The 22,335-nt window shown below is 61.6% G+C and carries 19 protein-coding genes and 1 tRNA gene; 5 read left to right on the forward strand and 15 right to left on the reverse strand.

Going from position 1 to position 22,335, the window contains the following annotated elements:
- From KBY73_RS08155 to KBY73_RS08190, 8 genes are all read right to left on the reverse strand, one after another.
- On the reverse strand, positions 1-1,584 hold the full coding sequence (locus KBY73_RS08155) for a GMC family oxidoreductase (RefSeq protein ID WP_254936665.1): 1,584 nt from the start codon (positions 1,582-1,584) through the stop codon (positions 1-3).
- Between the two features lie 105 nt (positions 1,585-1,689).
- A complete protein-coding gene (locus KBY73_RS08160; protein ID WP_254936580.1) occupies positions 1,690-4,377 on the reverse strand; it encodes an MGH1-like glycoside hydrolase domain-containing protein in 2,688 nt (895 codons plus the stop codon).
- Positions 4,374-5,891 carry a GMC oxidoreductase gene (locus KBY73_RS08165; protein ID WP_254936581.1) on the reverse strand — a complete coding sequence of 506 codons (1,518 nt, stop codon included), beginning with the start codon at positions 5,889-5,891 and terminating at the stop codon, positions 4,374-4,376. The genes KBY73_RS08160 and KBY73_RS08165 overlap by 4 nt, the downstream gene beginning before the upstream one ends.
- Before the next feature lie 10 nt (positions 5,892-5,901).
- Positions 5,902-6,480: a heme-copper oxidase subunit III gene (locus KBY73_RS08170; RefSeq protein ID WP_254936582.1), complete on the reverse strand. Its 579-nt coding sequence runs from the start codon at positions 6,478-6,480 to the stop codon at positions 5,902-5,904.
- On the reverse strand, positions 6,477-8,153 hold the full coding sequence (locus tag KBY73_RS08175; protein WP_254936583.1) for a cbb3-type cytochrome c oxidase subunit I: 1,677 nt from the start codon (positions 8,151-8,153) through the stop codon (positions 6,477-6,479). The genes KBY73_RS08170 and KBY73_RS08175 overlap by 4 nt, the downstream gene beginning before the upstream one ends.
- Positions 8,154-8,158: 5 nt before the next feature.
- The gene (locus KBY73_RS08180) at positions 8,159-9,106 is read right to left on the reverse strand and encodes a cytochrome c oxidase subunit II (protein ID WP_254936584.1); all 948 of its coding nucleotides are present in this window, start codon (positions 9,104-9,106) and stop codon (positions 8,159-8,161) included.
- Complete coding sequence (locus KBY73_RS08185; protein WP_254936585.1) at positions 9,103-9,723, reverse strand: DUF2231 domain-containing protein; 621 nt, start codon at positions 9,721-9,723, stop codon at positions 9,103-9,105. Before KBY73_RS08185 ends, KBY73_RS08180 begins: the two co-directional genes overlap by 4 nt.
- Positions 9,723-10,220, reverse strand: a complete 498-nt coding sequence (locus tag KBY73_RS08190) for a DUF2231 domain-containing protein (protein WP_254936666.1) — start codon at positions 10,218-10,220, stop codon at positions 9,723-9,725. Before KBY73_RS08190 ends, KBY73_RS08185 begins: the two co-directional genes overlap by 1 nt.
- Positions 10,221-10,375: 155 nt before the next feature.
- Here KBY73_RS08190 and KBY73_RS08195 point away from each other — a divergent pair, with 155 nt between their 5' ends.
- Positions 10,376-10,894 carry an HdeD family acid-resistance protein gene (locus tag KBY73_RS08195; protein WP_254936586.1) on the forward strand — a complete coding sequence of 173 codons (519 nt, stop codon included), beginning with the start codon at positions 10,376-10,378 and terminating at the stop codon, positions 10,892-10,894.
- Here the strand turns inward: KBY73_RS08195 and ggt are convergent.
- From ggt to KBY73_RS08210, 3 genes are read right to left on the reverse strand one after another with little or no spacing between them, the layout of a single operon-like run.
- Positions 10,863-12,650, reverse strand: a complete 1,788-nt coding sequence (gene ggt, locus KBY73_RS08200; RefSeq protein WP_315858413.1) for a gamma-glutamyltransferase — start codon at positions 12,648-12,650, stop codon at positions 10,863-10,865. The genes KBY73_RS08195 and ggt overlap by 32 nt on opposite strands.
- A 29-nt stretch (positions 12,651-12,679) precedes the next feature.
- Complete coding sequence (locus KBY73_RS08205; RefSeq protein WP_254936588.1) at positions 12,680-16,501, reverse strand: hydantoinase B/oxoprolinase family protein; 3,822 nt, start codon at positions 16,499-16,501, stop codon at positions 12,680-12,682.
- Positions 16,485-16,976 (reverse strand): YajQ family cyclic di-GMP-binding protein, encoded by a 492-nt coding sequence (locus KBY73_RS08210; protein WP_254936589.1) that lies wholly within the window; start codon positions 16,974-16,976, stop codon positions 16,485-16,487. Before KBY73_RS08210 ends, KBY73_RS08205 begins: the two co-directional genes overlap by 17 nt.
- Positions 16,977-17,061: 85 nt before the next feature.
- Here KBY73_RS08210 and KBY73_RS08215 point away from each other — a divergent pair, with 85 nt between their 5' ends.
- The gene (locus tag KBY73_RS08215; protein ID WP_254936590.1) at positions 17,062-17,481 is read left to right on the forward strand and encodes an MAPEG family protein; all 420 of its coding nucleotides are present in this window, start codon (positions 17,062-17,064) and stop codon (positions 17,479-17,481) included.
- A 10-nt stretch (positions 17,482-17,491) separates the two neighbouring features.
- Here KBY73_RS08215 and KBY73_RS08220 read toward each other — a convergent pair whose 3' ends face one another.
- The 3 genes from KBY73_RS08220 to ebsA are packed head-to-tail and all read right to left on the reverse strand — an operon-like array spanning position 17,492 to position 19,552.
- Positions 17,492-18,004, reverse strand: coding sequence for a DNA-protecting protein DprA (locus tag KBY73_RS08220; protein ID WP_254931240.1), 513 nt, complete (start codon positions 18,002-18,004; stop codon positions 17,492-17,494).
- A gap of 36 nt (positions 18,005-18,040) precedes the next feature.
- Positions 18,041-19,138 (reverse strand): phosphotransacetylase family protein, encoded by a 1,098-nt coding sequence (locus KBY73_RS08225; RefSeq protein WP_254936591.1) that lies wholly within the window; start codon positions 19,136-19,138, stop codon positions 18,041-18,043.
- Between the two features lie 36 nt (positions 19,139-19,174).
- Positions 19,175-19,552, reverse strand: coding sequence for a type IV pilus biogenesis protein EbsA (gene ebsA, locus KBY73_RS08230; protein WP_254936592.1), 378 nt, complete (start codon positions 19,550-19,552; stop codon positions 19,175-19,177).
- A 78-nt stretch (positions 19,553-19,630) separates the two neighbouring features.
- Between ebsA and KBY73_RS08235 the strand changes: the two genes are divergently transcribed.
- On the forward strand, positions 19,631-20,371 hold the full coding sequence (locus KBY73_RS08235) for an NAD-dependent epimerase/dehydratase family protein (protein ID WP_254936593.1): 741 nt from the start codon (positions 19,631-19,633) through the stop codon (positions 20,369-20,371).
- Here the strand turns inward: KBY73_RS08235 and map are convergent.
- A complete protein-coding gene (map, locus tag KBY73_RS08240) occupies positions 20,368-21,225 on the reverse strand; it encodes a type I methionyl aminopeptidase (protein ID WP_254936594.1) in 858 nt (285 codons plus the stop codon). The genes KBY73_RS08235 and map overlap by 4 nt on opposite strands.
- Positions 21,226-21,374: 149 nt before the next feature.
- Between map and rplS the strand changes: the two genes are divergently transcribed.
- Together rplS and KBY73_RS08250 are read left to right on the forward strand one after the other, a co-directional pair.
- Positions 21,375-21,857: a 50S ribosomal protein L19 gene (rplS, locus tag KBY73_RS08245; RefSeq protein ID WP_254936595.1), complete on the forward strand. Its 483-nt coding sequence runs from the start codon at positions 21,375-21,377 to the stop codon at positions 21,855-21,857.
- 92 nt (positions 21,858-21,949) lie between these two features.
- A tRNA-Trp gene (locus tag KBY73_RS08250) sits at positions 21,950-22,022 on the forward strand.
- Positions 22,023-22,335 lie beyond the last annotated feature (313 nt).

The following is a 22,335-nucleotide window of genomic DNA, read 5'->3' on the forward strand; positions in this document are numbered from 1 at the left end:
TCACTTACCCAGACGCTCGCGCAGATGATCGCCAACCCGCAGGGCATTGGCGATTGCCGTAAGGGAAGGATTCACCGCGCCGATAGTCGGCATGAAGCTGGTATCGACTACGTAAAGGTTGTCGAGGTCGTGGGCCTTGCAGTTGAGGTCGAGCACCGAGGTGGCCGGATCGTCGCCGAAGCGACAGGTGCCGGCCTGGTGCGCCACGGCGGCAATACCCATCGCGTTCTTGACATAAATCTGGCGCTCCACCAAATGCTTCTTGAGATAGAGCTGGTCCAGCATCCCGGTGAGCCGGCCGTAGAGCCGCTGGGCGGCGGTTGGGTTGTTGGGCGTGTAGTCCAGATGAATCTGGCCCTCGCCATCGATGGTCACCCGGTTGTTGGGGTCGGGCAGATCTTCTGAAGAGATCCAGAAATCAATCGCGTGCTCAGCGATTTTGTCCATAGACCAACCGGGCATCAAGAAGGTTTCGAGCGGCGCATAGCCCTTCATGATCGTGCCGTTGGTCTTACCCGTCATCTGGATGTTGCCCATCGGATAATCAAAATCGGCATCCCCCAGATACCAATCGTTGATCGAAAGCGTCTTCTGGAACACGGTGGTGTTGGGCTCGTGGGCCAGGGCCACCATCGCCTTGCTGTTGTGGAACATGTAGTTGCGGCCCACCTGATCGGAGCTGTTGGCCAGCCCACGCGGGTGCTTGTCATTGGCAGACATCAACAGCAACCTGGCGCTGTTTGCAGCCCCACAGCTCACCACCACCACATCACCGCGCACGGTCATGGGCTCACCATCGCGCTCCAACTTCACCGCTTGCACAGTCCGCCCGGAAGCATCCGTAAGCAACTGCAGAACGTGGGCTCTAGTCAGCAGTGACACATTCGGAGCAGCCAGGGCCGGCCGCATGCCGAGCACGTCCGCATCGGATTTGGCATGCACCAGACAAGGAAAGCCATCGCAGCAATTGCACCTGCGGCAACGGCTAAAGGCCATGTTGGCCTCATCCAGCATCACCCCGGTAGGGGCATGGAAGGGATGCAATCCGGCCAATCGCAAATCATCTACTAGCTTCTGAATTCGCGGCTCATGGGCCACCGGTGGATGGGGATAGGGGCCACTGCAAGGCGGCTCGGTAGGGTCTTCCCCTCGCTGACCGTGCACATGAAATAGCTCTTCTGCCCTCTGGTAGTAGGGCTCGAAATCGCTGTAGCGCAGGGGCCAGGCTGGCGAGATGCCATCAAAGTGCTGCAGCTGCTCAAAATCCTGCTGGCGCAGGCGAAAGTGAGCTGCTCCATACATCTTCGTTGCCCCACCAACGAAGTAGTGGCTACCAGGCTGAAAAGGTTTGCCGTGCTTGTCGTGCCAGATGTCTTTGGAGATGTAACGCCCCTTCTGGAACACTTCCGCGGCATCCCAGTTCTGGGGTTCCTGAGGCAGCCAGTCGCCTCTCTCCAGCACCAGAATGTTCAAGCCACTGGAACCCAGGTGACGCGCCAGGGTGCCACCACCGGCGCCACTACCGATAATCACCACATCGAAGTGAGCCCCATCTGCCACATTTAGCTGGGCAGCAGCGGGCATGGGCGAAATTGCCAGGGAAGGACCAGGAAGCTCGGTGCGATTAGAAGGATGGGCCATGGCTGAATAGAGTGAGCAGTCGAGAAAAGAAGCAGGCAGTCCCTTGCGTTAACCAGAGGGATAACGATTCAGTTGGTTGATCATTTTGGCAACCATGGCACTCCAGCCGGTCTGGTGCGATGCGCCAACACCTCGGCCATTATCGCCATGAAAATATTCGTTGAACAGGAGCAAATCGCGCCAGTGGGGGTCGCTCTGGAAAAGCTCTACATCACCATTGAAGGCACGGCGTCCAGATCCATCCCGCCTAAAGATCCCAACTAGCCGCTTCTCAAGCTGCAGGGACACCTCCCAGAGATTTAACCAGTTGCCCGAGCGGGAGGGAAACTCGACCTTGAAGCTATCGCCGTAGTAATGGGCAAACTTCTGCAGCGACTCAATTAGCAAGAAATTAATCGGCATCCACACCGGGCCCCGCCAGTTGGAGTTACCCCCGAACATCGCCACCGGGCTATCGGCGGGGCTGTAGGCCAGGGTCTGACTGTCAGCACCCTCAGTGAAGGTATAAGGATGATCGCCATAGACCTTAGAGAGAGAACGAATGCCATAAGGCGAGAGAAACTCCTCTTCGTCGAACAGCCGCTCACAGATCCGACGCAACCGATCTTCAGGCACCAGAGTATACAGAATACGATCATTATGCCACTGGCCAAGGTGATGCTCTAGCCAGGTAGATGTGGTGCGCTCGTGCACAAACCAAGCCATACTATTGAGCACATCAAGCACTGGGAGGCGCTCGACTGTTTCACGATCAAAACTGGCCACCGCTAGCAGGGGAACTAGGCCAGAAAGGGATCGAGTGCGCAGGAAATCGGTAGTGCCATCAGGCCGCTTGATCACGTCGTAATAGAAGCCGTCGTCATCGTCCCAATTAAGGAATCCCCGATCTGATGGTGCATTCAAGGTGAGGGCAAGCTGGGTAAAATCATAAACAAAGCGCTCACAGGTATCGGCATACTCTGGCTCCTCACAGCTCAGTTCCACTGAAATGTTCAGCAGGTTGAGGCTCAGCGATGCCATCCAGGCCGTGCCATCACACTGCTCGATGCGGCTGCCATCTTCGAGAGGAAAGCGGCGATCAAATACCGCAATATTGTCTAGACCAAGGAAACCACCCTCAAACACATTGTCGCCGGAGCGATCGTTGCGGTTAGCCCACCAGCCGTATTCGAGTAGAAGTTTGCGCAGGGCAGACCTTAGGAAAGGCTGATCTGCCTTGCCGCTGTATTTGTGATCGATCTGATAGATGCGCATGGCAGCCCAGGCACCGATCGGCGGATTGGGATCAGATAGAGCCCATTCGTAGGCAGGGGTCTGGGCACTAGGGGCAGTGAAGTGGGGGCTGCGCAGCAACATGGCCTGCTGCTTGGCCATCTCCGGATCCACGATGGCAAACGCAACCGCATGGAACATCAAGTCCCACTGGCAAAAATAGGGGTACTCCCAGGCATCCGGCATCGAGATGATGTTGTGGGCGTGCAGCCGCTGCCACTGGGCCGTCTCGGTATGCCAGCGGTTTGCTGGTGGTGCTGGCTGGGTAGGGTCCCCCTCAAGCCAGCGCAACACACTCCAGCCGTAATACTTCTTGCACCAAAGCAAACCGGCCAAAGCCGAGGTGTGGATCAGGCGATCCTCCCCATTGATCCCGGGCAGGACAGCCTCAAAGAAGCGATGGCACTCCTGTTCTCGAGCGCTAAAGAGCGCATCAAATGAGTCGCCAAATTCAGGCTCCTGCGAGAGCAAAGTATCAGCCTGCGGCCTCTGCCGCAGGCGAAGCTCAACGCACCACTCCTCATCCGGGGCGAGGGTGCGCTGCACCAGCCGTGCTGCCTTAGTGCCGGTATGGGCAGGATTGATAGCGCCTATCTCCCCGTCTATCAGATAACGGTGAAATCCATCCTTCTGAAATTGAGTGGAATTAGGCTGGCCGTAAAGATGCTGGTGGTTGGTTTCATTATCGGTAAACAACCACTCGCCCTGCTCGCGGCAGAGCAGCTCATAGACACCGAGGTTGGCCAAGTCGGAGGTGACAACACGATCATCCTCAAGAGTCATCGGTTGCCGATACTCATCGGGATAGCCCCAACCCCAGGTATTGCGCATCCACAGAGTGGGTAATAGGGCAAGCGGTGCTGGATCCGGCCCACGGTTGGTGACCCGAATGCGGATCAGCAGATCAGTAGCTGCAGCCTTGGCGTATTCAACAACAACATCGAAGTAGCGGCTGTCATTAAAGATGCCCGTATCGACCAGCTCGTATTCGGGCTCGCTGCGGCTGCGCCGCCCGTTCTCATCCACCAGGTGCTGATATGGAAATTCAGCCTGCGGATACTTGTAGAGCCCCCGCATGAAGCTATGGGTGGGGGTGTTGGCGAGGTGGAAGTAGTAATCCTTGAGATCTTCACCGTGGTTGCCTTCAGGATTACCCAGGCCGAATGGCCGCTCCTTGAGGACCGGATCCACACCATTCCACATCGCCAGGGAGAAGCAGAGCCGGCACTCTTCGTCGCAGATCCCCAATAAACCGTCTTCGCCCCAGCGATAGACGCGGGACCTGGCCTGATCGTGAGGAAAGGAGCGCCAGGCATCGCCATCGCCGGAATAATCCTCGCGGACGGTGCCCCATTGACGATCGGGGAGGTAGCTGCCCCAGAGGCTCCAGGGCTGCATACCCTTATCGCGCTCGCTGATCCGCTCGACTTCTGGGTCGCTGGTCAAAGCGGGAGTTGTGGTCATCGCAGTGCTGCCCCCAAACCATCGGCAATGCGCAGGGCATTGGCGATCACGGTGAGACCAAAGCCCATGGCCGGGCAGGCAGGGAAAGTACTGGCATCAACGATGGTGAGATTGGCCACCTCATGGCTACGGCCATCGAGATCCACCACCGACGTGGCCGGATTGACTCCCATGCGGCAGGTGCCGCAGCTGTAGCCCATGGCCGATAGGGGCGCCTCACCGCGGGGATGGGTGGGGGCTTCCCTCACCACATGGCAATCCGGATCAGCCTCCACCGCCTTAAGGGTGTCGATCCAGCGATACACGAGGCGATCATGGGCCTCGCGGTTGTTGGCCTGATAGGTGACCTGAATGCGATCACCCAGCAGGCTGATGCGGTTGTGGGGGTCGGGCAGCACAGGACTCATCGCCCACCAGCTGATCGAACGGGAGGCCAGCTGCTCAAGGCCGAAGTTGGGCAGCAGCTTGGTCACCAGGGACAGCACCGGCGGCGACTCGGCAAACAGGGCATCCTGCAAAACACCGCCACCGTTCTGGATCGAACCCAGGGGGAAGGAGACATTCTTGTCGCCCCAGAGGTAGTCGTTAATGCCGTAGCTACGCCCATATCGGCCACTGTTGGCCTCAGTGGCCAACTGCAGAATCGAAGTGAGCTGGAGCTTCATCAGGTTGCGGCCCACCTGGTCGGAGCCGTTTGCTAAGCCACGCGGATGGCGGTCGGTCGCTGAACGCAGCAGGATCGCGGCGCTGTTGATGGCGCCTGCCGCTAGCACCACCTGATGACCAAAAAACAGCCAGCTCTGGCCATCCAGCCGCGCTTCCACACCCCGAACCTCCGTTCCGCTGGGGTTGACGTGCAGACGTTGCACCTCAGCTCCGGTGCGCACCACCACCGTGGCGGATGCCCGGGCCGGGTCCACCCCAAACAACTCCGCATCACCACTGGGATCGGCGCTGGACTGGGACCAGCTCAGCGGCAGGGAATAGGGATTCAGCCCCTGGCGAACCAAGGCCAGCCGCAACTCCTCAAAGAACGGCTCCACGGGCTTGGGGGCCATGGCGTAGTCGGCGCCCGCTCGCGGTTCGGTGGGATCCACGCCCCGCTGACCATGCACCCGATATAGGGCCTCAGCTTGGTCGTACCAGGGTTCGAAATCTCCGTAGCTAAGGCCCCAGGCTGGAGCCTGCCCCCCCTGTAAGTGCAGGCCAGCGAACTCCTGCTCCCTCAGCCGCTCGAGCACCCCACCCCAGATCTTGGTGTTGCCGCCTAGGGCGTAGATCATCTGAGGAGAAAAGGGATCCCCGTCGGTGCCAAACCATTGCTCCTTGGGGTGGTAGCGATCCTTGCGGAACAAATCCACATCGGCGACGTTCTGATCAGCAAGGGGCATCTGTTCCCCCCGCTCCAGCACCAGCACTGCCAATCCTGATGAGGCAAGCGAATTGGCGAGGGTGCCGCCGGCAGCCCCACTGCCAATGACAATTACGTCGTAATGGTTGTCGTCGATGATCATGGATGGTTCCTCAGCTGCGCTGCCAGACGTAAAGGAGAACGAAGAGGATGATCCAAATCACATCCACAAAATGCCAGAACAGGGAGGTGGCCTGAACGCCCTGCTCTCCACCCGCATAGTTCTGGGGGATGAAAGATTTCACCAGCATCAATCCCATCAAAAACACCCCCGTGGCCACATGCAAGCCGTGGAAGCCGGTAAGTAGATAAAAGGTGCCGCCGAATACGCCACTGGTGAAGCCAAACTGCAGACCACCCCACTCAACGGCTTGGCCGTAGAGGAAATAGGCGCCAAGGGCCATGGTGAGTAACCAGAAGGCCCGAAAGCCCACCAGATTCCCCTTGCTCATGCAGCGCTCTGCCAGCCAGATCGTGCCCGAACTAGAAATCAATACCACCGTGTTGAGCAGGGGCGTGCGCCACTCGAGGCCTTCTACACCGGGGGGCAGCCAATTGAGCGCAGCGGTTTTCAGTAGTGCAAAACCACTAAAGAATGCCAAAAAGATGACACTCTCAGAACAGAGAAAGATGATGAAGCCAGTGAGGTTGTGCTTCGGGTGCTCAGTGTTCAAATGAGGTGTAGCAGTCATGCCCTGGCCTCCTCAAGGGTGAGCTGATTTTCAATCTCTGCCTGGTGCTCAACCAGTGGCTCTCCAGTGCCGTAACCATAGGGGCGTGAAATCACGGTCGGCACGTGCTCACCAAAGTTGTCTTCAGGTGGCGGGGATGGCAACAACCACTCAAGACCAATGGCATTCCAGGGGTTATGGGGGGCTTTCGGGCCCCGCACCCAGGCACTCACCATGTTGAGGAGGAAGGGAATAATCGACACTCCCAGCAGGAAGGCACCCAGGCTGGCCAGCACATTCCAGAAGGCAAATTCCGGGTCGTAGCTAGAAACCCGCCGGGGCATACCCATCAAACCGAGGGGGTGCATGGGCAGAAAATTGAGGTTGGCACCGATGAAGGTGAGCAGGAAATGGAGCTTGCCAAGGCCCTCGTAGGGCATGCGGCCAATAAATTTGGGAAACCAGTGATAGATAGCTGCAAAGATTCCCATCACCGCTGCTCCATAGATCACGTAGTGGAAGTGGCCTACCACGAAATAGGTGTTCGACACGTGAATATCGACCGGCACCGTGGCAAGCATGATCCCGGTGATGCCGGCAAATACAAAGTTGAACAGACCACCCAGGCAAAAAAGCATCGGGGTGGTGAGTCGCAGTTTGCCGCGCCAAATGGTGCCCAGCCAGGCAAACACCTTCACCCCCGTGGGCACAGCAATCAGCATGGTGGAAAACATAAAGAAGTTGCGCATCCACTGCGCCACCCCACTGGGAAACATGTGGTGCACCCACACAACTAAACCCAGTGCCACGATGATGAAGGAGGCCAGGCAGACGTAGACATAGCCAAACAGTGGCTTGCGTGAATAGACAGGAAACAGCTCGGAGAAGATGCCAAACACCGGCAGAATGATCACATACACGGCCGGGTGAGAATAAAACCAGAAAAAGTGCTGATAAAGCACTGGGTCGCCACCTCCCTCTGGCTGATAAAAGCTGGTGCCAAAGCTGAGGTCCATCAGCAACATCACCGCCCCACCAGTAAGGGCCGGCAGGCCGATCAACTGCAGACTTTGGGCTGCAAGAGCCGTCCAGCAATACACGGGCATCCTGAAAAAGCCCATGCCAGGAGCGCGCATCCGCAGAATCGTGGTCACGAAATTGATCGCTCCCATGATCGAGGACACCCCCGAAAGGGCCACGGCTGTGATCCACAGGCCTTGGCCATTAATAAAGTGGCCCAGCGGGTTCTGGGTGCTAACCGGTGGATAGGACCACCAGCCGGAATAGGCCGGCCCACCAGGAACGAAAAAGCTGCCGATCAACAGGGCGCCGAAAATAGGCACCAGCCAGAAGGCCACCGCATTTAGCCGCGGAAAGGCCATATCTGGAGCGCCGATCATCGTGGGGATCAGCAGGTTGTTGAGGCCATTCAGCACCGGAAAGATGAACAGGAACAGCATGATTGTTCCGTGCATCGTGTAGATGCCGTTGTACACCGTGCGATCCACCAGATCAGCCGGGGGTGTAATCAGCTCTCCTCGAATTATCATGGCCAGCAGGCCACCGATCAGAAAGAAGAAAAAGGCCGTAACGATGTACTGAATGCCAATCACCTTGGCATCTGTATTGAAGCCGAAGTAACGGCTCCAGGAGGTGTTTTCGGGAGGACTGGGCGGGAAGGTAGCGGAGGTCATCGGGCTCAGGCGTCGTGCGGCAGGGAGTTGGATCCGGGAACGTTCACCTGGGGCGGTGGGGCTGGTGGCACGGTGGCCCAGCCTGGGTTTTTGAGCTGTTTGCGCTCGCCGTATTCGATTACTGCATCACTTAAACCAGGCTGCAACGGCTGGCTAGCGGCGTTCTTCAGCCAAGCCTGGTAAGCCTCGGGGCTCTCGACCACCACATCGGCCTGGTTGGCGGCAAACCAGGTGCCACTGAACTGGGAATCGCGCAGGCGGTAGCGCCCCTGCCGCGTTGGCGTGAGATTGAAGTTGATCGCCCGGCCAGGGATTACGTCCTGCTTGAGGCGGAAAGCTGGAATGTAAAAGCCATGAATTACGTCGTCTGACACCAAACGGAAGCTGACGGGCTGATCAACCGGCAGATGCAGCTCGGTGGTGGAAACATTGACGCTTGGATAGCTAAATTCCCAAGACCACTGGCGGGCAATCACCTCCACCTGCTCGGCCGGCAAGCGATCGGCGGCGTAGCCCCCCTGGTCTTCCACCGGATTAGCCAAATGGATGTGCTCCATCGGCCCAAGAACTCCGAGTTTGGTGTTGACGCGCATGGCGTAAACCGCGATAGCCATCACCAGCAGTAAGGGAATGACCGTCCAGATCACCTCGAGCCGGGTATTTCCCTCAATCGGCTCCGCATCGCTCTCGTCGTATTTCTCGGCGCGGTGCTTAATCAGCACCCAAGCCATCACCGACACCACCCCCCCAAACACAAACGTACCGATGCCCGTTTCAAAGCTGAACAGCCCATCCACCAGTGGTGCTGCGGTCGAGGCCTGCACAGGCAACCAGCGATATGCCTGCTGGGCCATCCACCAGCTCAAGGCCACCAACAGCCCAATCCAAGCCAGCAAGCCGGCCAAGCCGGCGCTGCTGATTGGTGGGCGGGAGCGGTCAGAGGAGTTACTCACGGCAGGGCCTCGGTGAGATCAGCGCCAGCGGCAAGAAGTTGGTCGGCGGTGATGTGAACACCGAATTCAGCTGCAAGCTCGGCGCCGAGGGTGCCGTGCAGCCCGATCACAAGAAATAACCCCAGGCCCACCAGCAGGTAGAGCCACTGCACCTGACGCCCCATGTCACGGCGCCAGACAAAGCGCTGATAGCCGCGCCACACCGTCATGGCGACGATCACCAGCAGGATCACAACCCCACCGACGCCATGCACAAGCATCGTCTCCATGCTCTGCAGTCCGATGCTGCTGGTGACTCCGGGCAGGGGCACTGCCAGCAGCATTTCGTAGAAGCCGGCAGCCACCGTGAAGAAGGTAACGATGGAGCAGGCCAGCAGGTTGTACCAACCCACATCGTGGAAGCCCCCGCGGGTTACGGGCAGGGCTAGAAAGCGAAACACCCGCTTCTCCACCGGATATAGGGCGCCGGCAATATCGAAGGCGATGGCAATAACGAACAGACCGATCGTGAAATGCACCAGGTTTGGATGAATTGGCAGGGCATAGGGAAGCCCGTTGGGCCCAAGATCAGCTGCCAACTGCTCAATCGGTGAGCCCGCCGGAATGAAGGCAGCCATCACACCAGCCCTGAGCGCATGGCTTGCACCACCGGCACTGTGTGCAGGCCGTACACCCAGATCAACTGATTACCAAGGGTGACCTGCAAAACGATCAGGGCACTGAGCAGCCCACCAGCGCCAAGAAATGCCAATGGCAACTGCTGGGGGTCCTTACTGCGTATTACATAACGCCAGCCCGACATCAGCGACAACACCCCAGCCAACGACCAACCGATCGTGCTGTGCAGATTGAGAATGTCGCGGGAGGCGCCATAGGGATTGGCCAACCCCGCTTCAATCTGGCCAAACATAATTGCCACAAAGATAGCGGCTGTGGCAAAAAGAAGATTCCAAAAGCTGACCTCAAACAGAGCTGGCCGGCGAGTTACAACTCCGATGAGATCAAATACAAAGGTAATCAGCCCCATGGCGATCACAAAGTGCACAACGATCGGATGGATGGTGTCCATCCAAGGGAGGTTGTGGTCGTTGAGCGGCGGTAGCAGCTCAAGCATGGTGCCCATACCAATCACGATTGATCTCCACGCTGGAGAGAGCCATCCAGCAACGCCTAAAGCTGTGATGCTTTGCTACATAGCAATGAGCATTTCCTGACAGCCAGCCCTTGTTGCGCGGCGATTAAAGTTGCTGACTAACTGCTTTTATATCGGTGACAGTTCCCGCTTCTCCCGCCCTGCGCTGGGTCACCGCAGCCCTGCTGTTTGCTGCTGCCGGGCTGTCAGTGGTGCTGCCATTTGTCTCGGCCACCTTGCTCACCATCGCCGTTGGGGCCGTATCGGTGATTGCCGGAGTGTCCCAAATACTGCGTCTCACTGGCGAAGCCGATATCAAAGGAAAAATCTTCCGCCTGTTCTCAGGCCTGCTTTATCTGGGCGGCGGCATATGGGTGCTGGCATTCCCAGTTGCCAGTGAGGTGAGCTTGACGCTGTTTGTCGGCTTTCTGCTTGCTTTTGAGGGCGTAATGGAGCTAGCCGCCGCGGCCACCGGCCAGGGAGCGGCCCGCGGCTTAGTGCTGATTGACGGCATAGTCACCGCCGTACTCGGCGGCATGCTGATTGCCGAGTGGCCCTCCGACAGCATCTGGGCCATCGGCATGTTGTTTGGCATTGGCATGGCGTTTTCCGCCATCAACCTGCTCACGGCCCCACCAAGCCAGCCGGCCAGTTGAGCGGCAGCTCGCCAATGGCCGCCGCATCGAGGCGGCGGGGATCAGCCACCCCCAAGCTGCCGCCCTCCGGCAACACCTCAACGCTGTTTGCCGATCCCATAGCGGCCGTAACAACTACTCGGTGGCCTTTCGCCTCCAGTAACCCCACGGTGTCAGGGCTGAGTCCCTGCTCCACGCTGATCTGATCGGGCCAGAGCTGGGAGTGGATGCGGGGGCTGGCCACGGCTGAGGCCAAGTTCAAGCCGTGCACCAGGCGGTTGAGCAGCACTTGCAACACCGTTGTGATGATGCGGCTGCCGCCAGGGCTGCCGGTAGCCAGCCAGGGCCTGCCATCGGGGCGAAACACCAAGGTGGGCGTCATCGAGCTCAGGGGTCGCTTGCCCGGGGCGATGGCGTTAGCGCTGCCCTGCACTAGGCCGTAGGCATTGGCCACGCCGGGCTTGGCGGTGAAGTCGTCCATCTCGTTGTTGAGCAGGAAACCGGCACCAGGAACGCTGATGCCACTGCCGTAGGCGAAGTTGAGGGTGGTGGTGAGGGCCACCAGCCCGCCCTGAGGGTCGGCCACTGAAAGGTGGGTGGTGTTGGTGCCGCCACCCTGGAAGCCCTGGTCCGCTAGCTCGCTAGCGGGGCGATGGCGCTGAAGCTGAATCTGGGCCCTCAACCGCTGCGCATGGGCCGCACTAAGCAAGCGCTCCAACGGCATCGCCACCTGGTCGGGATCGCCTAGCCAGTGGTTGCGATCGCGATAGGCGAGGTTCATCGCCTCCACCATCCGGTGCAGGCTGGCGGCACTGTTGAGACCCAGCTCGGCCAGGGGCATGGGCTCGAGCACCTGGAGCAACTGCACCAGGGTGACCCCACCACCACTGGGGGGCGGCATGGTGAGCACGGGATGGTTGCGGAATCTCACCTGCAGGGGGCGCACCAGCTGGGCCCGGTAGCCCTTGAGGTCGGCATGGCGAATCAGACCGCCCCGTTGGCGCATCAAGGTCACCAATGCGTCAGCGATCGGACCCTCGTAGAAGCCCGGCTCGCCCTGGGCGGCGATGCGCCGCAGGCTGGCGGCAAGCAGGGGCTGGCGCCACAGCTGGGCAGGTCGCAGGGGGCGCTTGAGAAACAGCTGGCTGGAGGTGGGGTCTGACTGCAGCAGGGATGTGGCCTGGCGCAGGGAATCGGCCAGTTCCTTGCCCACAGGAAAACCGCGGCTGGCAAGGCGGATCGCCGGCGCCATCACCGCGGCCCGAGAGAGCCGGCCATAGCAGCGCTGGCTCAGCAACAGACCGGCTGGGCTGCCAGGCACGGCCACACTCAACAGGCTGCGGGTGGCCCGCTCACGATCCACCTCGCCTTCGGGGCCGAGGAACATCTCAGCGGTGGCTGCTAGGGGCGCCGTCTCGCGAAAGTTCACGGCCACCGCCGTGCCGCGGCCAAGGCGCAGCTCCGGGGGGGTGGGGCAGCCCCGGCCCGCAGCCGGTGATGGCCCGGGTAGCCACAGCAACAAAAAACCACCGCCGCCCAGGTTGCCCGCCTGGGGCAGGGTGACCGCCAGGGCAAAGGCCGTGGCCACCGCCGCATCCACCGCATTGCCGCCGCTGGCCAGGATCTCAGCGCCTGCTTGGGATGCCCAGCGCTCCTGGCTGGCCACCATGCCGGCGGCAGACCACTGGGGGTGGAAGCGCTGGCTGCGCTCCTGCAGCACCTCTGCCTGGGCTGGCGAAGCCAGCACCGCCACCAGCGCTAGCCTCGACCATTTCAACCGATTCGGCCACTTAACGACAACAGCGCTCATGGCCTGCTGGGGGCGCCGTAGCCGCCACCGCCGGGGGTCTCAATGCGCAGGGCTTCACCGGGCTGGAGCTCCAGCTCGCAGCAGCCGTCGAGCTGCCGGCTCGAGCCATCAACACCGATCCAGGTGTTGCGGCCGCAGGCGCCCGGCAGCCCGCCGGCCAACCCCGCGGGAGCCACCCGCCGCGCACCAGAGATCAAGGCAACGGTCATCGGGGCCAAAAAACGTAACTGCCGCACCGCCCCATCGCCGCCACGAAACCGCCCATCCCCGCCCGATCCGGCCCGGATCCCAAAGCGCTCCAGCCGCACCGGAAAGCGCGTTTCCAAAATTTCCGGGTCGGTGATACGGGAGTTGGTCATGTGGCTCTGCACAGCGGCCGCCCCGTCAAAGCCGGCACCACCGGGGCGGATGCCAGCACCGCTGCCTCCACCGATCGTTTCGTAGTACTGGCATTGGCCATTGCCAAAGCTGAGGTTGTTCATCGTGCCCTGGGCGGCGGCTTGCACCCCCAGCGCCGCAAACAGAGCGTTGGCTACCGCTTGGGAGATTTCCACATTGCCGGCAACCACCGCCGCCGGTGGATTGGGATGCAGCAGGGAGCCCGGAGGCACGATCAGCTCGATCGGCTCAAAGCAACCGGCATTGAGGGGGATCTGTTCACCCACCAAGCAGCGAAACACGTAGAGCACCACCGCCTTGGTTACGGCTAAAGGGGCGTTGAGATTGCCGCTGTGCTGGGGCGAGGTGCCGCTGAAATCAACCTGAACCCGGCGAGCCTCAGCGTCGATGCGAACAGCTACCTGGATGAAGGCGCCGTGGTCGAGCTCCACCCGGGCGGACCCGTCGCTTAGGTGCGCAAGCGCCCGACCAACCGCCTCTGCAGCGTGGGCCTGCCCGTGGGCCATGTAGGCCCGCACCTCTTCGAGGCCATGGCGCTCAATCAAGCGCCCCAGCTCCTGAACACCCAGCCGATTAGCCGCCGCCTGGGCCTGCAGATCGGCAAGCAACTGGTCGGGGTTGCGCACTGGATGGCTACCTGCGGCTAGTCGCTGCCGCCACAGCGACTCATCAAAGTTGCCATTTCTCAAAAAGGGCACGTTGTCGAGTAGCAGGCCCTCATCGTCGATGCTGCGACTGAAGGCCGGCATCGAGCCAGGGGTGATGCCGCCCACATCGGCGTGGTGGCCGCGGCAGGCCACAAAAAACAAAGGGGCCCCAGCCTGGGAGTCGCCCAAGCCAGGGACAAAAACCGGCGTAATGGCGGTGATGTCTGGAAGGTGGGTGCCACCGTTGTAGGGATTGTTTGACAGCACCACATCGCCAGAAGCCAATGGGGCGCGCTCGCCCCGGGCGATGGCCGCAAGCAGGCTGACCACGCTGTCGCCCATCGAACCAAGGTGCACCGGGATATGGGGGGCATTGGCTACCAGCTGACCCGCAGCATCGAAGAGGGCGCAGGAGAAATCGAGCCGCTCGCGGATGTTCACCGAGCGGGCGCTCTGCTGCAGCCGCCCACCCATCTGTTCGGCGATGGCCGCAAAGCGGTGGTTGTAGAGCTCAAGCAGGGTGGGATCGGGCCCCTGCTCCACATGTTGAACAGCCTGGTCACCAGCCTGGCCAACCCCGCTGCTGGCCGCCGCCGCGCCTTCCCGCTCCAACAGCAGGGCTCCATCGGCTAGCACCAGGGCTTGCCAGCCGGGCTCCAGCACGGTGGTGGTGGTCGCATCGACAACCAGGGCTGGACCCGCGAGCCGTTGCTGGGGCTGCAGCTGGGAGCGCTGCCACAGCGGCACCGGCTGCCAGCCAGCCGCCTCGCCCAGCCACAGGGGAGTGGTTGGGGCAAGCGGGGCTGCAGCAACAGCTCCAGTCTCCGCCTGCCCTCCAGCCACCGCCTGGCCTCCAGCAACAGCCTGCCCTCCAACCACCGCCGGGGGAGCCAGCTCCACCAGCAGGCGCTCCACGATCCAATCTTCGCCCACCGGGCGATAGCCGAAGCGCTGCAGATGGGCGGCGCTAAAAGCACGCTGCAGGTCTTCCACCCCTTGCTCGTCTGGCAACCACGCCACCTCCAGACCCCGCTCACTGCCGGCGGCCCGCAGCTCCAGCTGCACCCCAATCCGGCCTGTTGCCCCCTCGGCCAAATCCCCCAGCCGGCGCAGGTCGGCGAGCCCCTGCTGCTCCAGCTCGGCGCAGCGCTGACGCAGCTGGGGCAGGTTGTCGGAGCGCAGCGGCAACCGCGGCGAGCACTCCAGCAGCAGCCTCTGCTCGGCCATGCCGAGGCCATAGGCGGAAAGCACCCCCGCCAAGGGGTGGAGCAACACCCGCGTCACAGCCAGCACCTCGGCCAGGCGGCAGGCATGCTGACCGCCAGCCCCGCCGTAGCTCACCAACAGGGCCTGGCGCAGGTCGTGGCCGCGTTGGATCGAGATGCGGCGCAGGGCTTCTGCCATCGTTTCAATGGCGATCTGCAGGGCCCCTGCCGCCAGCCGCTCCGGACTAATCCCAGGTGCCACCGAGGCCATCTCAAGCGCCAGCTCCGCAAACCCTCGCCGCACCGCTTCCCCATCAGCGGCTTGGTCGCCCTTGGGGCCAAACACCGCTGGCAGGGCGGCAAGCGGCAGACGGCCGAGCAGCACGTTGGCATCGGTGATGGTGAGCGGCCCGCCGCGGCGGTAAGCCGCCGGACCGGGATCAGCTCCTGCAGAAACGGGCCCAACCTGCAGCCGCCTGCCGTCAAAGCGCAACACCGACCCGCCGCCAGCAGCCACGGTGTGAATCGGCAACATCGGAGCTTGCAATTCCAACCCAGCGATCTCGGTGGCAGGGCTGCGCTCCCAGGCCAGATCACCGCCAGCGTTTGAGAGGCAGCGGTCATCGAAATGGAACACATCGGTGGAGGTGCCACCCATGTCGAAACCAACAATCGGCTGAGGCGGCAGCCCAGCGGCAGCAAGGGCCCTCCTGCCCACGGCCACGGCGCCCACCATGCCTCCGGCCGGCCCCGAGAGGATCGTGTCTTTGGCCAGCAGCAGCTCAGGCGCTGCCAGAGCCCCACTGGATCGCATCACCCGCAGCCGGGTTGCTGGTCCCAAGGCCAGCTGCACCTGGCGCAGGTAGCGGCCCAGCACCGGCGCCACCGCCGCCTCCACCAGGGCGGTCTGGCCGCGGGGCACCAGCCGGGGCTGGCTACTGAGCCGGTGGGAGAGCACCACGGCCTCGAAGCCCAGGGGTGCGAGCCACTGCTCCAGCTGCAGCTCCTGGCTGGAATTGCGGGTGCTGTGCAGCAGGGCCACCGCGCAACTGCTGTAGCCGTCGGCCTGCGCTTGCAGCAGCTGCTGCTGCAAATCCTCTCGCCACTGGAGCGGTGCAAGCTCGAACCCCTGCGCATCCAGCCGCCCCTCCACCTCCAGGACCCGCACCCGCAGGGGATTGGGACGCTGAATGGCCAGGGCAAAGAGGTCGGGGCGGTGCAGGTCGCCGATGCTGAGCAGGTCGGCAAAGCCGCGGTTGATGAGCAGCACCACCCCGGCGCCGCGCTGCTCGAGCAAGGCATTGGTGGCAACGGTGGTGCCGAGCCTCACCTCCCGTACCAATCCCAGCGGCAGTTGGTGGCCAGGGTCCAGGCCCAGCACGGCACCGATCGCCCGCACGGCCGGGTCGCCCGGGCACTCCGGCTGCACAGACAGCACCTTGCGCACCACCAGCTCGCCGACGGGGTTGCAGCCCACCACGTCTGTGAAGGTGCCACCCCGATCAATCCAGAACCGCCAGCCAGGGGCGGAGCAGACCGGCTGCACCGGCTCAGCGGTAGTTTTCAAACTGCAAAGGCACTTCCACGTCCTGGGCCTTGAGCAGGTTGATCGCCTGCTGCAGGTCGTCTTTGTTTTTGCCGGTGATCCGCAGGCTCTCGCCCTGGATCGAAACGGTCACCTTCTTGAGCTCGTCGCGCACGGTTTTGCTGAGCTGCTTGGCCAGCTCAGAGCTCAACCCTTTGCGCAGTTTCACCACCTGCTTGACCCGGTTGCCCCCCACGGGCTCTGGGCTCTGAAAGTCAAAAATCTTCAGCGAGAGGTTGCGCTTGGTTGCCTTCTGGCGCAACACGTCCTCCACGGCCTGGAGGGTCATGTCGCTGGCGGTGGTGATGGTGAGGCTCGTCTCCTCCATCTCGATTTCGGTGTTGGAATCCTTGAGGTCGTAGCGGGTGCCCACGTCGCGGCGCACCTGATCGATGGTGTTGACGAGCTCCTGGCGATCGAAATCGCTCACCACATCGAAGGAATAGGTGTCGGCCATGGGGCGCAGTTTGGAGGTCGGAAGCGTTCACGGATCGTAGGGGCGGCCTGTCAGCCTGACCAAGCACCGATTGCGCCTGCAGTTCATGACCTCCACCCTCGCCCCTTTCGTCTGGTCATTGCTGCTGGCAGCTGGCGTGGTGGTGTTCAGCACCGTGCCCCTGGGCGCCGCCCGATCCCAAGCCAATTTCCAGATGGCCGACCTGGCCGCCCCCAGGGCAATGTTTGATCGCCTGCCGGCCTGGGGGAAACGGGCAGCTTGGGCGCATCAAAACTGCTTTGAAGCCTTCACCCTGCACGCGCCAGCTGCCCTGCTGTGCCTGGTGGCTGGTGTCAGCAGCCCGGTAGCGATCGCCGCGGCCTGGATCCATCCCCTGTTGCGCCTGGCCTACATCGGCATGTATGTGGGCAACGTGCCAGCGCTGCGCGGCCTGTGCTGGGCTGGCGCCCTCACCTGCAGCGGCTTGCTCTACGTCGAAGGCCTAAAAGCGCTGCTGGGCAGCTAAGCGAACAGATTTAATCGAAGAACATCACGCTCACAACCTTGCCCATGTCCTCCGCGACCCGGCAGCTGGCTAGCAAGGTTTCGCTGTCGTGGAAGGCGTAACAAATCAGCTGATCGCAACGACTGATGATGTCTTGGTTGCAGAGGCTGCTTGCCATCGGCAGGGGCAGCTCATCGTGTTCTGGCTTCTCCACCAGATGCAGCACTCGCTCCAATTGATCGCGAGACTCTCCGGGCTGGCGATCAAGGCTCTGGGGCAAAAGCACGGTGAGCCTGGCCGGATCAATCTCCAGCACGCTGCGAATAACCGCCGCGTTAACGCCCTGAGAACCGGAAGTGATCAGATTGTGTCCCTCCTGGGCCAGGGAGCGCGCCACTAATTCGACCAGATGGATCGAAACCACGGGAACGTGGCGGCTGCCCAAAATTGCAATCCGACGCTTGCTGCGGTCCTGGAGCATCGCCAGTTCCTGGGCCAGGGTGTCGATACGATCAATCGACGGAAGATCAAGGGACCGGGACACCAGTAGCCACCTGCCAGTCCTTTGAAACTAGCAGCGTTATTTCATTAACGCGGGCAACTGCAACCGAGCAAACAGGCGCTCGAAATTGCAATGCTCTTCCACCAGCCGGAAGGCAAAGCTTGCCTTCACCACCTCGTGCAGACGCACATGACCAAAGGCCTGCTCAATCACTTCCACTGTAGTGAGGGTGTCGTGCTCCACCTTGAGCAGGGGCACTTCAAGCTCCTCGGCCCGGTTGAGCAGCTGGGGCAGGGGGTCTCCAGCGCCCGTGAGAATCAGGCACTGGGTTGAGGCCTCCAGGGCTGCCAGCTGAATATCGGTGCGATCAGCGCCAGTCACCACAGCCATGTTGCGGCGGCGCCGGAAAAACTCCATTGCCGAGTTGACGTTCATGGCGCCAATCGAGAGGGTTTCCACCAGGAGATCGAGCCGTTCCGGGCAGCACAGCACCTGGGCACCGAGCCGGAGGGCCAGCTCCTCCACCGTGACACTGCGCAGCAGCGGGCTTTGGGGCATGACGCCATGCACCGGCAAACCAAGGCGCTCTAAGGCAGGGACAACCTCAGCGCAAAGCTGGGCCACAAGCCCCGGCTTAACGGCATTGAGCACCACCCCCGCCAGATGCTCACCCAACTCGGCCTGAGCCGCCAGGAGCGGGTCGATGCTGCAGCTATCGATCCAGGGATGCACCAGCAACACCGATGCCTCCAAGCCCCGGGCTAGCTGGGCCAGGCTGAGACCGTAAAGCAGTCCCTCATGCAAGCTGCCGGCGGCTTCCAGCAGGGTTAGCCCGTCGCTGGCGGCGGCCAGCTGCTGACGCAGCTGCTCAAAGCCCGAGCCGGGATCCAAGTCACCCTGCAGCAGCCGCCGCTCTGCCGTGAGCGGATCGAGCACGTGCAGCGAGGGAATCAGATTGGCTTCCGGAAGCCCCAGGGTGGCGCCGATGAAACGCACATCGGCATCCAGCAGAGGCGCCTGGCTAGCAGCATCCGCCGGGCTATCGAGGCTGGTGGCTAGGGGCTTGCCAAAACGCACCGGCACCCCTTGGCGAGCCAGTTGGCGGGCCAGACCAAGCACCACCGCCGATTTACCACTGAAGGATTCGCAGGAGCCGATCAGCAAGGTGGGGGCCATAGGTCAACCTCGCTGGGGGATGTCTTGAAGCGAAATTTAGGCGGCGCTGCCCACTGCTTCGGTAGCAAGGGGCGGCTGACCCAGCAGCAGCCATTGCCAAAAACTCGCCGGCAACTGCTCCCCTTCCCGATCCATGAACCACTGCACCAGCTGGTAACAGGGCAACTCAAAGCTGTATTGCACCTCTGGTAAATCAGGAAAAATCAAATCGCAGTGGAGAACTTCCTGGGGTGCTGTTTCACCACTCCAGCTCAGCCGCAACATGTGGCTACGCCCCCCCTGCAGCAGGCGCTTACCGGTCCAATCGCCCGCCAGCAGTATCGCCAAGGCACCCTCCAAAGACATGAGCCGCCCTAGCCCACCGCAGTAGGGAGCAAATAGGGGCACTAAGGGGGCAACAGACTCAGGGATCATGCCAGTGGGCATTAAGGCGGCGTTGCCGTCAACAATTCCAACCATGCTGACGCGTCAGGATCAGTTTATGCCAGCCAGATGACCAATTTTGATGGATGCCGGATCGCGGTTACCGGTGCGAGCGGCAGCCTGGGCCGGGCCCTGCTCCAGGAGCTAGCCCAGCAGGGCGCCTCGCTGGTAGCCCTCACCAGCAGTAGCGAACCCCTGCTGCTGGTGGATCCTGCTGGCACAGCGATTCCCCTAGAGCAGGTCTGCTGGCAATGCGGCCAGGAGCAGGAGCTGCGTGGGCTACTGGAGCGGGTAGACATCCTGGTGCTGAACCACGGCATCAACCAGCTACAGCTCCGCAGCCGCTCAGCCACGGCGCTTGCCCTGGAGGTGAATGCCCTGAGCAGCTGGCGACTGATGGAGCTGTTTGCCGAGGTGGTGCAACAAAGCCCCCGCCCAGAGCGGCCCAAGCCTGAGGTGTGGATCAACACCTCGGAGGCGGAGATCCAGCCCGCCCTCAGCCCTCTCTACGAATTGAGCAAACGGCTATTAGGCAGTTTGGTAAGCCTGCGTGCCCTGGATCTCGCTGGTGCCAACGGCCCCCTGCGCATCCGCCGGCTGGTGCTGGGGCCCTTCCGCTCCAGCCTCAACCCAATCGGGGTGATGGGGCCGGGATTTGTGGCCAATCAGGTAGTTGCCCAGGCCCGGTTAGGGCTCAGCCTGATCATCGTGACCCCAAACCCCCTCACCTACGTGTTGATGCCGCTAAGCACCCTGGCGCGTTGGGGCTACTTCAAGCTGCTGACGCGGCCGAGCCCAGGCCAGTCCTAAAAATCGCGGTCGGTGAGGATTTCGCAACCGTCACTTGTTACGGCGATGGTGTGCTCCCACTGGGCCGACCAGCTGCCATCAACGGTCACCACGGTCCAGCGATCCTTGAGGGTGCGGCAGGCCTTGCTGCCGGCATTGAGGATCGGCTCCACCGCCAGGGTCATGCCCGGGCGCAGTTTCATGTTGGGCAGATCTCGGGTGCGGAAGTTGAACACCGAGGGCTCCTCGTGCAGATTGCGGCCGACGCCATGGCCCGTGTAATCCTCCACCACCGCAAAACCATGGGCCTCGACGTGGTCTTGGACGGCGCCGGCGATGTCGAGCAGGGTGTTGCCCGCCTTGATCTGGCGCAGCCCTTGCATCAGCGATTCCTGGGCCACCCGGCAGAGGGTTTGGGCCTCCTCGGTGGCGCCTCCGCCTACACAAAGGCTGACGCAGCTGTCGCCGTGATAACCGTCGAAGTAGGCACCTGTGTCGATCTTCACCAGATCGCCGGCCTGAATAACCCTTTTGCTGTTCGGAATGCCGTGGACCACTTCGTTGTTGATTGAGGCACAGATGCTGGCCGGGAAACCGTGATACCCCTTGAAGCTGGGGGTAGCACCCATCTCGCGGATGCGCTTCTCGGCATGGCGATCGAGGTCGCCGGTGGTCATGCCGGGAGCCGCCAGCTCCAGAATTTCGCGCAGCACCGTGGCCACAATCCGGCTGGCCTTGCGCATGGTGTCGATCTCGCGGGCCGACTTGATTTCAACGCCGCGCCGTCCCTTCTGAATGCGTGGACCGGTTTCAACGGTGGGGGAGGCAACCGCCGCGCCCTTGGTGCTGGCCAGTAGGTCGGCAAACAGATTCATGCAGTGACCCACCGGCAGCTATCCGGCAGCGATGTAGGGCAGAACTGAAAGCTACCAATGGGACTGCACCGCTGTGGCAAAGGCGGAATAGCAATCGGGGCACCTCGAGCCGGTACACTGCATCTTTGGCTAGGCGTAGCGGAGCTGAGATGGCAACGGAGTCGACAGAAAATCAAGCGGTTGATCAGGTGGCTGACGCCACCGTGAGCACTGCAGCTCCTGCGGCCACCGCGGTGCAAGAAAAACCGGCCGCCACGAAGGCCAAAACCGGCAAACTCAGCGCCCAAGAGCTGATCCGGGCCTTTGAGGCAGAGCAATTGAAAGACGAGCTGCCCGACATTTACGTCGGCGATACCGTCAAGGTGGGTGTGCGCATCCGCGAAGGCAACAAGGAGCGTGTGCAGCCCTATGAGGGCGTGGTGATCGCTAAGCGCCATGGCGGCCTCAACGAGACCATCACGGTGCGCCGGATCTTCCAGGGCATTGGCGTGGAGCGGGTCTTCATGCTTCACAGTCCTCAAGTTGCCTCCGTGCATGTGGAGCGCCGCGGTAAGGTGCGTCGGGCGAAGCTCTTTTACTTGCGCGACCGGGTGGGTAAAGCCACGCGCGTCAAGCAACGCTTCGACCGCTGAGGTTGCCAACGCAACTTCAGCCTGCCGTCTTGGGATTCCTCTAGACAGCTGGCTGATTAGCCGCGGCCTCCTATTTACGGGGCATCGGCCATGCGCCGTTAGTTCAGTTGGTAGAACGCAGGTCTCCAAAACCTGATGTCGGGGGTTCAAGTCCTCCACGGCGCGTTCGATGCCCCAATTTGCAGTTTGCTGGTTTGAGCATGGAGTTGGATTTACAACCCGGGGATGTGGTCAAGGTGCTCGAATCAGCCGCTTTGGGCTGGGTTCGAGCTCGGGTGATCCGGGTGAAATCCGGTGGCAGGGTGGTTGTGCAGAGCGACCAAGGTCGTGAATTCACAGCCCGAGGCAATCAGGTTCGTTTGATTGAGCCAGCAGGGTTTAGGCCCTGAGATTCATGCGGCTTTAATGCCGGTCCGCAATGCCGGTCTGCCCTAAACCAATTGGTTGACGAGCGGACCGGCCATCACGGATACTTCCA

The organism is Cyanobium sp. Tous-M-B4 (assembly GCF_024345395.1).
Lineage (GTDB): Bacteria > Cyanobacteriota > Cyanobacteriia > PCC-6307 > Cyanobiaceae > Cyanobium_A.